The 12,201-nt window shown below is 47.6% G+C and carries 25 protein-coding genes; 3 read left to right on the top strand and 22 right to left on the bottom strand.

All coding sequences use genetic code 11. The features are described 5' to 3' along the window. Window positions 1–125: 125 nt before the first annotated feature. From BLV22_RS02545 to BLV22_RS02535, 3 genes are all read right to left on the bottom strand, one after another. Window positions 126–365 (bottom strand): DUF896 domain-containing protein, encoded by a 240-nt coding sequence (locus BLV22_RS02545; RefSeq protein WP_091610854.1) that lies wholly within the window; start codon window positions 363–365, stop codon window positions 126–128. A gap of 68 nt (window positions 366–433) precedes the next feature. Next, window positions 434–1,093, bottom strand: coding sequence for a YneB family resolvase-like protein (locus BLV22_RS02540; RefSeq protein ID WP_091610852.1), 660 nt, complete (start codon window positions 1,091–1,093; stop codon window positions 434–436). Window positions 1,094–1,120: 27 nt separating this feature from the next. Next, window positions 1,121–1,363: a hypothetical protein gene (locus BLV22_RS02535; protein ID WP_091610849.1), complete on the bottom strand. Its 243-nt coding sequence runs from the start codon at window positions 1,361–1,363 to the stop codon at window positions 1,121–1,123. A gap of 158 nt (window positions 1,364–1,521) precedes the next feature. Between BLV22_RS02535 and lexA the strand changes: the two genes are divergently transcribed. After that, window positions 1,522–2,148, top strand: a complete 627-nt coding sequence (gene lexA, locus BLV22_RS02530; RefSeq protein ID WP_079476455.1) for a transcriptional repressor LexA — start codon at window positions 1,522–1,524, stop codon at window positions 2,146–2,148. A gap of 55 nt (window positions 2,149–2,203) precedes the next feature. On the opposite strand, the gene BLV22_RS02525 is transcribed toward lexA, so the two are convergent. From BLV22_RS02525 to BLV22_RS02450, 16 genes are all read right to left on the bottom strand, one after another. Continuing rightward, window positions 2,204–2,518 (bottom strand): hypothetical protein, encoded by a 315-nt coding sequence (locus BLV22_RS02525; protein WP_091610848.1) that lies wholly within the window; start codon window positions 2,516–2,518, stop codon window positions 2,204–2,206. A 129-nt stretch (window positions 2,519–2,647) separates the two neighbouring features. Further along, entirely contained in the window at window positions 2,648–2,872 is a 225-nt protein-coding gene (locus BLV22_RS02520; protein ID WP_091610846.1) for a hypothetical protein, read from the bottom strand. Between the two features lie 95 nt (window positions 2,873–2,967). Next, window positions 2,968–3,261, bottom strand: a complete 294-nt coding sequence (locus BLV22_RS02515) for a hypothetical protein (protein ID WP_079476452.1) — start codon at window positions 3,259–3,261, stop codon at window positions 2,968–2,970. Window positions 3,262–3,440: 179 nt separating this feature from the next. Then, entirely contained in the window at window positions 3,441–3,767 is a 327-nt protein-coding gene (locus BLV22_RS02510; protein ID WP_091610840.1) for a hypothetical protein, read from the bottom strand. Window positions 3,768–3,789: 22 nt separating this feature from the next. Beyond that, a complete protein-coding gene (locus BLV22_RS02505) occupies window positions 3,790–4,083 on the bottom strand; it encodes a hypothetical protein (protein ID WP_091610838.1) in 294 nt (97 codons plus the stop codon). An 87-nt stretch (window positions 4,084–4,170) separates the two neighbouring features. Continuing rightward, window positions 4,171–4,413, bottom strand: coding sequence for a hypothetical protein (locus BLV22_RS02500; RefSeq protein ID WP_091610835.1), 243 nt, complete (start codon window positions 4,411–4,413; stop codon window positions 4,171–4,173). Window positions 4,414–4,563: 150 nt separating this feature from the next. Next, complete coding sequence (locus tag BLV22_RS02495; RefSeq protein ID WP_091610832.1) at window positions 4,564–4,866, bottom strand: hypothetical protein; 303 nt, start codon at window positions 4,864–4,866, stop codon at window positions 4,564–4,566. A gap of 128 nt (window positions 4,867–4,994) precedes the next feature. Then, window positions 4,995–5,174, bottom strand: a complete 180-nt coding sequence (locus tag BLV22_RS02490; protein WP_245723995.1) for a sigmaY antisigma factor component — start codon at window positions 5,172–5,174, stop codon at window positions 4,995–4,997. A 173-nt stretch (window positions 5,175–5,347) separates the two neighbouring features. Further along, entirely contained in the window at window positions 5,348–5,590 is a 243-nt protein-coding gene (locus BLV22_RS02485) for a hypothetical protein (RefSeq protein WP_143030947.1), read from the bottom strand. A gap of 270 nt (window positions 5,591–5,860) precedes the next feature. Then, window positions 5,861–6,082, bottom strand: a complete 222-nt coding sequence (locus BLV22_RS02480; protein WP_091610824.1) for a hypothetical protein — start codon at window positions 6,080–6,082, stop codon at window positions 5,861–5,863. A gap of 271 nt (window positions 6,083–6,353) precedes the next feature. After that, window positions 6,354–6,803 (bottom strand): hypothetical protein, encoded by a 450-nt coding sequence (locus BLV22_RS02475; RefSeq protein ID WP_091610821.1) that lies wholly within the window; start codon window positions 6,801–6,803, stop codon window positions 6,354–6,356. A 15-nt stretch (window positions 6,804–6,818) separates the two neighbouring features. After that, window positions 6,819–7,148, bottom strand: a complete 330-nt coding sequence (locus tag BLV22_RS02470; protein WP_091610819.1) for a hypothetical protein — start codon at window positions 7,146–7,148, stop codon at window positions 6,819–6,821. A gap of 35 nt (window positions 7,149–7,183) precedes the next feature. Then, complete coding sequence (locus tag BLV22_RS02465) at window positions 7,184–7,501, bottom strand: hypothetical protein (protein ID WP_091610815.1); 318 nt, start codon at window positions 7,499–7,501, stop codon at window positions 7,184–7,186. A gap of 60 nt (window positions 7,502–7,561) precedes the next feature. After that, a complete protein-coding gene (locus BLV22_RS02460) occupies window positions 7,562–7,840 on the bottom strand; it encodes a hypothetical protein (RefSeq protein WP_091610812.1) in 279 nt (92 codons plus the stop codon). 123 nt (window positions 7,841–7,963) lie between these two features. Next, window positions 7,964–8,191 carry a hypothetical protein gene (locus BLV22_RS02455; RefSeq protein ID WP_091610809.1) on the bottom strand — a complete coding sequence of 76 codons (228 nt, stop codon included), beginning with the start codon at window positions 8,189–8,191 and terminating at the stop codon, window positions 7,964–7,966. A gap of 161 nt (window positions 8,192–8,352) precedes the next feature. Beyond that, entirely contained in the window at window positions 8,353–8,706 is a 354-nt protein-coding gene (locus BLV22_RS02450) for a SpoIIAA family protein (RefSeq protein ID WP_091610807.1), read from the bottom strand. Window positions 8,707–8,872: 166 nt separating this feature from the next. Between BLV22_RS02450 and BLV22_RS02445 the strand changes: the two genes are divergently transcribed. Next, window positions 8,873–9,307 (top strand): universal stress protein, encoded by a 435-nt coding sequence (locus BLV22_RS02445; protein ID WP_091610804.1) that lies wholly within the window; start codon window positions 8,873–8,875, stop codon window positions 9,305–9,307. Window positions 9,308–9,381: 74 nt separating this feature from the next. On the opposite strand, the gene BLV22_RS02440 is transcribed toward BLV22_RS02445, so the two are convergent. Next, window positions 9,382–10,125: a Crp/Fnr family transcriptional regulator gene (locus BLV22_RS02440; RefSeq protein WP_176967615.1), complete on the bottom strand. Its 744-nt coding sequence runs from the start codon at window positions 10,123–10,125 to the stop codon at window positions 9,382–9,384. 182 nt (window positions 10,126–10,307) lie between these two features. On the opposite strand from BLV22_RS02440, the gene BLV22_RS02435 reads away from it, so the two are divergent. Beyond that, window positions 10,308–10,928, top strand: a complete 621-nt coding sequence (locus BLV22_RS02435; RefSeq protein ID WP_091610798.1) for a response regulator transcription factor — start codon at window positions 10,308–10,310, stop codon at window positions 10,926–10,928. Between the two features lie 5 nt (window positions 10,929–10,933). On the opposite strand, the gene BLV22_RS02430 is transcribed toward BLV22_RS02435, so the two are convergent. Further along, on the bottom strand, window positions 10,934–11,818 hold the full coding sequence (locus tag BLV22_RS02430; RefSeq protein WP_091610796.1) for a universal stress protein: 885 nt from the start codon (window positions 11,816–11,818) through the stop codon (window positions 10,934–10,936). 46 nt (window positions 11,819–11,864) lie between these two features. After that, entirely contained in the window at window positions 11,865–12,194 is a 330-nt protein-coding gene (locus BLV22_RS02425) for a hypothetical protein (RefSeq protein WP_143030946.1), read from the bottom strand. Between the last annotated feature and the right edge of the window lie 7 nt (window positions 12,195–12,201).

Here is a 12,201-nt window from a genome sequence, read left to right as displayed (position 1 = left end):
CGGGGATTTCCGTGTTCTTGTACGCTTTTATGATAAAGGTTTTAAAACGATTACACAAGCGGGTCAGCAGAGAAAAAAGAAATCAAAAGGCCTGCTCTTTGTTAAGACCAGGCCCCTCTTTTATCTTAATGCCGGAAGCTGCGGTTCCGGCGTTTGACACGTTCAAGCTTGTTTGGAGTTACATCCGTGCCTTCTTCATCCACCACTTTGACGTTTTCAAGCTGGTTTTTAAATGAAGAACGGAATTTGCTTAAATATTCTTGACGCAGCGCCTGCTGTTCTTCTTCTTCTTCCGCCGTCAGCCCTGACGATTTTTGGCGTTTGGCCAACTCATTAATCCGGTCAATTTTTTCTTTCGAAAGCATAAGTTGCCTCCCTTAAAATGTGCGTTCCTTTTTTATTATATTAAAAACTGGGCGCTCCCGCAAACAAATCACTTTTGTTCTGTTTCTGCCGCCTGTTTTTCATGTTCTTTATAACGGCGGTGCACCGTCGCTTTGGAAATGTCGTAGCCAAGGCCCCGGAGCGTCAGAGCGATATCTTTAAACGTCAGCTCCCGCTGTTTCAGCTTAACAATTTCCTCAATGGGCACCTCTATTTTTTTCCGCCCCCCGCTTCGGTTTAACCCGAAGTTTTCTTCCGGGTGGTACCCGTTTTCCACCGCCCGCTGCATCCCCCGCTTAATTTTAAAATTATGCAGCCGGCGCTGATGCTCTTCCACAATGGACAAAATCTCCATAATCATATGGTCGGTATCCGCAATCTCGAGTTCCCCGTCATCCTTCACTGTATAGATAAACGTGCCCCTTTTCTGCAGTTCATGGAGCACGGCGATTTTAGCATTTCCACGCCCAAGCCGCGTGTCATCGGTGATCAGCAGTGTATCCGCCCCGGTGTCATCGAGGAGCTCGAACACACGGAGAAGCCCGTCCCGTTCCACGGAATAGCTGCTCTCCTGTTCCGTAACGGTCTGCTGTACCGTCCAGCCATTCGCTGCGGCAAGAGCCTCCAGCTCTTCCTGCTGTCTGGCAAGCGAGGACTGCTGTTCTTCTTTTTCCGTACTTACCCGGGCATAAATGATGCATGTTTTCATTTGTCTGCGATCCTTTCCGTTCGTGTTTTACTCTCCGGGAGCGTCAAACGAAACTGTTCGTTCCCACGGCTGTTCCTGATACCCCGGCCTGTCCTTTAGGACCGGGTGCTCCTGTTCATGGACGATTTCTGCCGAACGGTCTGTTTCCGTGCCGCCCAACGTGTCCGGAGTGATGGAAGCGTCCGCTGAATATACCAAAAATAAAAGTGCAAATGCAAATAAGGCAAGCATGGTCCAGTCCGTTGAAGTGAAAGTTTTGAGTTTATTCATATGCATGTTCCCCCTGAATGAGAATGTATGTTCTTATATTCATTCAGTATACCAGAATACCTGTTCCCGTCAACAGAAATATTAGAACGGGTGTTTGCGTTTTTGTTCCCCTCATGCTATACTTTACTCAGAAAAATTCCTCAAAAGGAGGTGCGGAGATGAAGCTATCCAAGCGCCAGCAGCAAATTCTTGATTATATAAAAGAAGAAGTAAAAGAAAAAGGCTATCCGCCTTCGGTCCGGGAGATCGGAGAAGCCGTGGGGCTCGCTTCGAGTTCAACGGTTCACGGGCACCTCGCCCGCCTTGAAAATAAAAATTTAATCCGCCGCGACCCTACCAAACCGCGGGCGATTGAAGTGCTTGAACTTGAAGAGCAGGGCAGCGAGCCAATTCACGAAAGCAAAGCTGTGTACGTACCGGTGATCGGTAAAGTCACAGCTGGAGAGCCGATCACTGCGGTGGAAAATGTCGAAGAATACATTCCTCTTCCGGAACGCATGGTGACCGATGAAGAACAGGTATACATGCTCACCATCCAGGGGGATAGTATGATTGAAGCCGGGATTTTTGACGGGGACCTTGTCGTCGTTCAAAAACAGCAGACCGCAGACAACGGCGATATTATTGTCGCGATGACGGATGAAATGGAAGCGACGGTTAAACGGTTTTATAAAGAAGAAAACTTTATCCGGCTGCAGCCTGAAAATGCTACCATGGATCCGATCATTTTAGAAAACTGTACGATACTTGGCAGAGTCACCGGCGTTTTCCGCACCATCTTTTAATCACACAAAACAGGCCGCCTGCTTTTATATTCAAAAGCAGGCGGCCTGTTATATATTATGCCCGGTCAGCAAGTGTCCGGTATGCCGTAACAATTTTATTTTCTTCAATATCCCGATCGGTAATCACTATCACTGTGGCTGACGTAATATTTTCCTGTTCAATAAACTCGAGCCCCCGGTGCCAGAGCCATTCATACACCGTTGTCATATCTACGCTCAGTTCATTTTTCTGGAGCGCTTCTGCCGTAATCTGCATCGACAGCAGCAGTTGTTCGCGCTCAAAGATGTGAAGCACCGGTCCATTAAAATGTTCAGACTCTCCCGGGCTGCCTTCGTACGGCCCGTGGTAAAAGTCAAGCAGGCGTGCCATCACGATTCCCCCTTTAACGACTTCGGCGCAGGTACATGCCTGAAGTTCGTTTTTCTATTGGTGAATTGTGATTCCTTTTCCCGGCAGCACCTCTGCTAAACCCGAATTTCTCCGCCACTTCCTGAAAGGTTACTGGTCGAGCCATTCTTTAATCTGCTGCTTGTCGTTATCATCAAGGTTGCCTTCCGCGATCCAGTAGCTCATCAGCTTCATCATGCCCTGCTTGGACAGCCCGACCCGGCTGCTGTCGGATGGATGGCTGCTGATGTCCGTTTTTCCGTATTGGTAAATGGATACATAAGGCGCTTCCGCGTGGTTTAAATTGTGAAGATCCTTCTTTTCAAAATGCAGCATTTGTATGCCCCTTTCTATTATCCGGAATATTTTTTACATCTGCGTCCGTCACAAAAAAGAGCCTCCCGGGAAGGAAAGCTCCGCTTAACGTTTGTTTACATGGATTTAGAATACGGTTTGTGACAGATTGAATGATCAATCGTTTCATCGGATTCACCGCTGTACACACAATCGCAGGTATCCAATACATAAGTATGCTCTTTGGCGTGAATGACCTGACTTCCCTGATGAAATAACAGCTTTTCATCGGCCGGCTGAAAATCACTCATTGAATGAAGCACCACTTCATAACCATCGGCGTATTCAATCACCTTGTAATGAATTTCATGACCGTCACTGCTATACGTCACCTGCGGCTGCGTTCTGCATTTGAATTCCACTAAAGCCACTGTCATCCACCCCCTCCACTTATTTATACCACAGTTTGTCCTGTTCGAGAAGACACCCGGCGGTTTTTTTCAGAAAGAATTTCCTTTTGGAGCCAGTGAAAACCGTTTCTCACGACTCCTGCCCGCAAAGGAGCATTCAGCCTGTTTCTTCTATATAAATAGAAACAAAAAGCACCCTCTCAGCTGAAGGGTGCTTCGAAATCTCTCAATAAATTATCGTACGCTTTGTTTACTTCTCCGTCCGTCACGTCCTGAACGGTGATGACGAGACGCTTTCTTTCCTCCGGCTGTCCCTGTTTCAGATAGTCCATGCCGATACCCCATAACCACTCCGGCACGTTTTCTTCCTTTAAAGTTGCTTCGGCTGCCATCGCCGAGGTAGTCACCTGAACGAGCACCGCCATCTCATCTTCCTGATACACTTCGACGGACTCACCGGCAAAATGGAGCGGGCGTACCCGGTAGCCTTTCAGTCCTTCCTGGGAAAAATCCGGTTCCTGTGCCATCGTCATTCCTCCTTTTATTCAATTAAGACTGTTCCTGAAGCGCACTGCTTCCTTCAAGCTCAATCCCTTCCTGATCTGCCCGGGTGATGTACACCTGCCCGCCAAACTGAAACCCTTCCCGGGTGTAAAAATACAAATCCAGCGCAGGGGAAACACTGTCGAACGCCTGATGGAAAAATCTCTCGTTTTCGCAACCTGTAATGGAAACAGTCCAACGCTCAAGCGGACCATCGCCGGCCAGCAGCTGCCCTTCATTTACGTGAATCACTTCATCTGTGGAGATTGTTTTAACAGCTTCTAGTGCTAATGTCGGCATCGCGCCCTCCTGGGTGTCATTATTTTTTCATTTTCTTCTTTTAAAAAAGGCGGCTTGTATAAAACCGCCCGCGGGATGCGTTAATTTCTATTCGTCTACCTGCCGTTTATATTCTTCATAAAGCTCGCGGCCTTCCGTTGTGATTTTAATGCCGCTGTAAACCGCCTCGTCTTTTTCTCCGGAGGCATCGTCGTACGTAACGTATCCGTGCTCCGCAAGCTCCTGAAAACGATCCTGCTCGATTTCATCTGCCGGCTTCCATTCGGCGCCGATTTCCCCTCGCTCGACTCTTCCGGCCAGCTGGGCCATCGCTTCTTTTCTCGGACTCATGGCTTTCTCTCCTTTCCAGTCATTGAGCATCTTTTCACAGCTATAATCCCCGAATTTACGCGTATTAAACGTTCACCCGGAGGTCCGGCTCCGGCATATATAAAAAAAACAGGCGCCAGCTTTCGCTGCCACCCGTTTTTCATGCCTGTTTTATATCTGCACCAGTTCATCGAGACCGTCAAGGTGGCAATGCTTTTTCTCGCCGCCTTCAATATTTTTAAATTGAACGAGCCCCTGATACTCTGCTTCTTCGGTTTTGAGCCGAATGCTGATGCTGTCCCGATTCGTGAATTCCCCGGAAAATTCCTGTTCTGCATTATAAATGGCTACCGTCCAGGCGCTTTCCCCGATCCGGTCCGGGTCGGACGTTTCAAGATACAAGTACGCAGAATCAAATCGCAGCTCCGATTCGTCCAGTACAATTTCGTTAATTTCCTGGGTTTCCTGTTTCATTTTTGTCGCTCCTTCACTCTAAATAGGTGCTGCACGTACCGGAAGAGTTCCCGGCTTCTTTTTATGCTATTACACCTGGACGCCGGTTTAAAACCTCGGAAGAGCGGCAGCCGGGCAGAAAACCCGGTTCACTCCTTCCATTTGTGAATAACATAAAAAGCCACTGCCGGGGTTGGAAACTGTGTTAATCCCCACAGGCCCCACTTCCATTTGGCTTTTCCCTGCTTTTCGGCTTCCCGGTAAAGCCACCAGGCCTGGAGCAGCAGCAGCGGCATTAGCAGCCAGGCGGTATTTCTTTTCTTGTTCATCATCATCTTCCTCTCTGACAAAGACTGGGAGGTGCTTTGTTCATTATACTACGCCAGCGCTTCTAAAAGTCTCCCACCTAATAAAAAAACCGGACTTTCTGGAAAAAGTCCGGCCCCGTCTCAGTAAAAAATAAAATGTCCGCCTGATCCGGTGCCCCCATAAACGAATCATTCTACATATTGTCTTTGTGTTTCCACTGTTCATTTAAAACCGGCAGATCACTTACCACAGATATGATTCGTTCATTTTCCCGGAAATCGCGTATGCCTCTCAGCAGTTCTTCTTCGGTGTTAAAAATATGCTTTTCCCGGTCCGGAAACTTTTCCTTAATCTCTTCTTCTGTCCCTACGAACACTTCATTTCCTTCTTCATCGATCACGTAAGAAAATTGAGAGATAGCGCATGCTCCTTTCAACTTCTATTCTGCCCAAAGCATAACACTACTCCTCCCTATTGCATAGGAAACAGCCGCCCTCCGCCCCAGTAAGCATACAGAACCCTGTTAAAATTACACAGTTTCCGTTTTTCAGCATGTATGTATATAAAAAAACACAAAGTTCATTCATCATTCATATACACACTACAATACACAGTTTCTATAGTGATAAATATGTATATAAATAAATACAAAGGAACGCCCGGACAATACTGGGCATCCCTTTATTTATTACCAGCCAGGTTATGGTTAATATAGAATATACGTGTTTCCATGAAGCGTCATTGTTTCCTGGTCAAATGGCATATAGATCCGGTCGTACTTCGGGGAAAACGAGCTGTCATCAAGCGCATGTATGTCAAACACAAACCCCTCTTCGGTCTCCCAGGTTAAACAGTGCAACAGACTCCCCTCATCGCTTAACAGTACCTGCACATAGCGGACATGACAGTTGACATACACGGTAGCCATCGTTTATCCCCCTCTCTTTAATAATACTTCAATTTCAAGTAATAAAGTACTATTATTTTTCAAATTAAGGAATTTATTTTCTGATTCCTTTTAATCTGGTTCAGTCTTTTGACACTTGTATATGTTTTGTCGTTATATTTTTAGATGGAATGTATTTTTAATTGTTTCCATAAATCATCACTTGATTAAATCTACACATTTCAAAATCGACACATTTCAAAATCGACACAAAAAAACAACCCAGAGTAACTCCGGGTTGTAGGTGTTGTTTTTATTCTTCGATATAAGGCAGCAGTGCCTGCTTAAATAAAACCGACGCCTGTTCTTCATTAAATACAGCACCAGTTTCCGTTTCCCATCTGCATGTGTTTAAGTCCTTCAGGTAAGCACTGCGTGGCCGGACGTCACTGACGTTGTAGGCAGAGTCATTAATACGGATTTTAAAGCTCATTTCCAAAAAGCCTTTACGGGTGAACACCTCGCCGGTCTCAATAATGAGCTCAGAAACGCCATAAAAATATTTTACATGCTTGTTGCTTTTTACTTTTTCTACTTTTAAATCCGACCGGCCGTTAATGGTGCCCATTAATTCATCGAACATGCCGGTCAGCTCCTCGGAGCAGGCACGTATGCTTTCCATCTGCTTTTCTTCTTCCACGGTGGTCGTTTGTTTTTTATTCTGGCGGGCTGTGCTTGATAATTGATGAATCCAATCGTCCATATAAGACTCCTCCTTTTACCGCAGGAATTTCATTTTGCTGTTAACGTCATCATCTAGCGGCGCGTAGGCACCTTCGATGTAGTGCCACTTGATCAGGAATTTTGACCGGACAAACTTTTTCTCGCGCTGCGTCTGCAGCAGTTTTTCCCCGTCATCATTCTCATCGAGTTCGGCTTCTATTTCGTGTTCTATCCATACGCCCATTTCATCGATGGAATCGATTTTTACGATAATAAACTTTTCCATCGTTTTAGGCGCAAGAATCAATTGCAGTACTTTATCTTCCTTTGCTACATCCGCGAGAGCAATTCTAATATTTTTTCCTATTGAATTTCGAAATGACATATTTGCCTCCTGGGAAAATTTTTTTTCGCTGCTGATCAGTACCCGGAACCGTCGAATTCTTTTAAAAGATTTTCATAGGGAGTACTCAATTTGCCGTTTTCCAAATCTGCTTCTGTAATTACCATCCGCTGGCGCTCATCGGGGTCATTTTTCTCCAAATAATCGACCCCGGTGTTCCACAGCCAGTGCAGCAGACTGGCTTTGTCCGGCCGCTGCGGTGACTCCACTGCCTCATCGGTCATCTGGATAAGCAGGGCGAGCCCGTCGAAATCCATTATTTCTATAGAGTGCGAAGCATTCAGGGCATTCGGGAAAAACGGACGGTATTCAGGATGTTCATAATACGTGTCCACAAAAACCCTCCTCTGCGGCCGGTATGTGCACTGAAAAAGCACCCCGTCCGGGATGCTTTATTAGTACTTGCTAATTTTCCCCTGGCCTTTAATAATAATATTTCCTTCCGCTTCTTCATCGCCTGCTTTTGACGCCCTGCCTTTTCCTTCATACTCCACCAGGCTGTTATCCTTAATACGGAACTCATTGCCCTGGTCCGAAAACAACTCCATACCGCCGGTGAAATTAATTAATTCCGCCTGCCATGTATTGTCGTCTTCGATAGTCAATATACCGTTTTCTACCGGGATTTCTCCCCGTTTATCACACGTTATAAATTGAAATTCCAGTTTTTCCATTCACAGTGTCCTCCTCCGTATGCTGTGCGGCAGCGCAGGTTCTGTCTGCCGTTCTTTCTATTCCCGTCTTTCCCTGTTCCGGCTGGATTAAAAACCAGGATCCCCGTTTTTTTATGAATGAAACTACAGTTTTTTTGCCCAGACCATGGTGTCATGGACAGCCTTGGCCTCATGGCGCAGTTCATTGCTTTTTTTCATTCTGTCGATTCTTACAAGTACTGTAGCAGCATGCAGCTTTCCTTCAAACCGCTCCGACAGATCGTCCGCCACCTTCAGTTCATGGGATTTTCCCCTGTCTCTCAAATAATCGATAATCAAATTGTCCAATTGTTTTTTCTGCTTTTTATTCACCGCGATCCCTCCTTAGAAGTACGTATCATGGTCGTTAGTCACTTTTACCCGCTTTTACTGCCGGAGTAATCCTTTTTCTGCGTCAGCTCAAAGATATTTTGTTATACCGATATTAGTTAACATAATTATATTATATAAAAATTAAGCAGCGACGTAGCTGGTTAGCGTGCCAGCCATGCACGCGCCTGTTCCTTTTCTGTCTGCCCGAAATGCTTTGTTTCGATTCCTGGCAGAAGCTTGCCGAAGGCTTCCGCTGCTTTCAAGCCTTTTTCGTCACTGACAAGCGCCATTTTTTGAAATTCTTTTATGCGCCTCAGCCATTTCAGGTCCTCTATCACCGCACGGGGCGTCATTCCTTTCCAGTCGGTCACCACCGCAAGCAGATTGATTGGGGCGTCGTCCTGCTTCACGGCGTCAAACCATTTTCGGAACGTTTCATAATCTTCTTCTGTCAGCTTGCCGCTGATTTCGATTTCGATCGTATGATCTGTTTCTGCCGAGGTAACAGTCAGCATGTTTAAACACCTCCCGGGAGCGTTTACCGGGATAATTCCCGGCACACTTCTGCCTTAATCGGTCAATATAGAATTTTTAGTCACTGACACAGGAAAATACATATATAAACTAGAAGTAGGGAATTAAGTATAGTAGAAACACAATTATTTCTTTAGGAGGCAGATTATGCATACAATGAACGTTATTTTAGTTGCTGTGGATGGTTCCGAGGAAGCAGATTACGCGTTTGAAACAGCTCTGCCAATCGCTAAATCCCAGGGGTCGCAGCTTATAGTCACCCAGGTAATCAACCGCAACGCCTACCGGCCGCTGAGCAACTATGACTCTTCACTCATCGGCGAAGTGGAAAACAAAGCACGCCTGCTGCTCGATAAATATAAAAAGCAGGCGGAAGAATTCGGTATCACGGATGTGGTGACCGATATCGAATACGGATCGCCAAAAACGGCTATTACACGCGATATTGTCCCAAAATACAACGTCGATTTAATTGTCACAGGCGCAACTGGTTTAAACGCCGTCGAGAAGATTTTTCTTGGCAGCGTTTCCGAGCACATTACAAAAAATGCTGACTGCAGCGTGATGGTCGTACGATTATAATCCGGGCAAACACTAAAAACCCCGGCGCCTGAAGGGGGCACCGGGGTTCCTGTTTTTATGGAATTAGATCGTCGCTACAGGCGGCATATTTCGCTGGAGCAGAGATTGTGAAGCGGGCAGTTGCACAGCCCGCGCAGATAGAGCATGTCATGAATAGCAATGCAGCCGTTCTCATAGGAAATGACACCGGCCTTTTTCCACACGTTCAAGCAGCGGTTCACGCCCTCTCTCGATAAGCCGATGTATTCTCCGAGCTCGGCGTTCGTGAGCTTCAGCTGCAGCACGATGGTTCCGTGCTCACTGCCGATGCCGTGCGTGGTGCTGAGCCGGATCAGCGTGGATGCAAGCGCGCCGTTTTTCCCGTACAGCAGCAGATCCCGGAATTTCGACTGCTCCTTTAACGTGTTGCTTCCCATCCACTGCATCATTTTCAAAGAAAAGGTGCCGGATTCTTTAATCAGCGCTTCGACTTCCGTTTTTTTAATAACACCGGCCATACTGTCGGCAGTAACTTTAGCGGAAAAGTCATGGCTTACTGCCTGAAGGCTTCCGTATTCGCCTGCCAAGTCTCCGCTGCCGAGCAGCGTAATGGTCAGTTCCTTTCCGTCGCTCGTGCTTTTTTGAATTTTCACGGTTCCGCTGTAGAGAAAATAGAAATAATCAGAAGGGTCTCCTTCTGAATACAGGTACGTGCCGGCCCGTTTATACGACAACTGCGTGCGCGCCTGAAAACGGTCAAACTCTTCAGGAGAAAGCATACTTGCAAAAGATCCGCTCGGTTTCTCGTGCGCTGGAAGACTTTGAAGGGGCCTGCTCATTATTTCCATCTCCTTCGATAGTATTACTTTGATACTATCAAAGGCCATTTTTAAAAAATATAAGGGAAAACCCTTAATTATTTTTTCCTGCATTTTTTACACTTCATGGTTAATCCTTTAGGCAGGAGTTCCCGAAGCGTCTTATCCTATGAACTTCTAACCTTGCGTAAGAAGGTGACAGTATGACTTCCATCGTTTTAGTAAGCAGACGTCCGATTTACCGCAAAGCGTTAAGAGCACTGCTGGACGAAGCCCCTGATTGTACCGTCATCAAGGAGGCAGCTGACTGGCCTTCTGCAGAGGCTTTTCCGTCCGGCAGTCCGCGGACTGTCTGTGTCGTCGATGCAGGGACGCTATCACCTGCGCCGGCCATTGCCAGCCGCCCCCTGCTTCCAGCCGTATTTTTAGTCTCCGGGGAGGAAACGCCTGCTTTCCTGCAGCAGGTATATGAACGAGCGTCCACCGGGTGCCTTTTGCACACCGATCCCCTTGACGATTTATACGGAGCTATCCGGGCCGCCGCCCGGCGCACGCACTACGCCTCTGCTTCCTTCCAGGCCTTAATGCAGGCCCAAAGCGTGCCGCCTGCCGTCCGAAACCCGAGGCGGCTCTCCCCACGGGAATGGGAGGTGCTCTACTATATAACGCTTGGCTACGCCAATAAAGAAATTGCCGATACGCTCGTGATCAGCGTTAAAACCGTCGAAGCCCACCGCACCAATCTGATGGAAAAGCTCGCGATGAAAACCCGGAAGGAGCTGGTGGAGTACGCCTATCAAACCGGTCTGATCCATTCCAAATAATAATGCTACTGTTCCCTATGCTCGAGCGGCTGCCGTACCACCAGCACGTCACAGATCGCCCGGTGTGCGATTCCTTCTGCCACACTTCCGAGCAGCAGCCGCTCCGTCCTGTTTGCTCCGGACGCGCCGCTTACGATCAGGTCAATTTCATGCTGCACGGCATATTCCTGCGGAATAATAAGCTTTGGCGCCCCGTACAGCAGAGACGTCGTTACATGAGCGACGCCGAGCCGCTCCGCCTGGGTTTTGTAATCCTCAAGCATTTTTCGGTCATCGTCTTCCATAAACTTCTGCACATCGGTATTAAGTACTGTAGAATACAGCAGATTTGAGTTATATACGTGCACAATAAACAATTCTGCCCCCGTCTGCAGCGCAAGCTGTACGCCTTTTTCAAACGCCAGTCCCGCTTCCTCTGAACCGTCCACGGCTATAAGGATCTTTTTATAGCCGCCTGCGCTTTCCTTCCGGACGATGAGCACGTCCTCCCTGGCTCGGCGGAGAATGCCGCTCGACACGCTCCCCATCACTAATTTTTCCACGGTGCCCATCCCTGAAGCCCCGGTAACGAGCAGGTCAGCCGCAAACTCTGGAGCAAGCTCCTTCGCCACCGTCGACTTGGGGGCGCCGGAGCGAAGCACTGTCTCCACCTTCGTCACTCCCCCGCTTTCGGCTTCGGATGTAAACTGCTGCAGCATCGCCTCGTTCGTTTTTTTCGTTTCCTCCCAGGCGGACGGCACATAATACTGAAAAGCGCTGAAATCCCGTTCGTTCACCACATGCGCAAAAACAAGCGTTGCCTCAAATTTACTGGCAAACAAAATGGCCGTCCGCGCCGCCCGCTTTGCTTCTTCTGACCGGTCCACTGCAGCAAGAATTGTTTTATACATATCGCATCTCCTCTGTATGTTTTATTTTCTGTTGTGTTTTCAGCTTTCAGGATGGCGGCAGACCCGCTTCCGAAAAATAATACGTTACCATGCCGCCCCGGTACGTCCGCTGTACCGTTTCAAACGGAGGCACCCGTTCAATTCCGACAATTTTAAACGTCCGGTCTCCCACCGTGACAGCGTCCGCAAGTTCGAGTTCGATATTTAAAAGATCCACCCGGGCACACTGTCGAACGTTTTCCCTCGTACCGATGTAGAGCACTTCCTCCCGCCGGTCAGGCTCGTCAAAAATGTATACAAACCGTATATACTCTTCTTCTCGCGCTTCTGCCGTGCTTTTCCCGGCATATCCGTAGTGGTGCTTCTGCATATTCAAGCAGTCC

Origin of the sequence: Marinococcus luteus, assembly GCF_900106595.1 — a bacterium.
In the GTDB taxonomy this organism is placed as follows: Bacteria; Bacillota; Bacilli; order Bacillales; family Marinococcaceae; genus Marinococcus; species Marinococcus luteus.
This window is presented reverse-complemented; position numbering and strand designations above follow the sequence as displayed.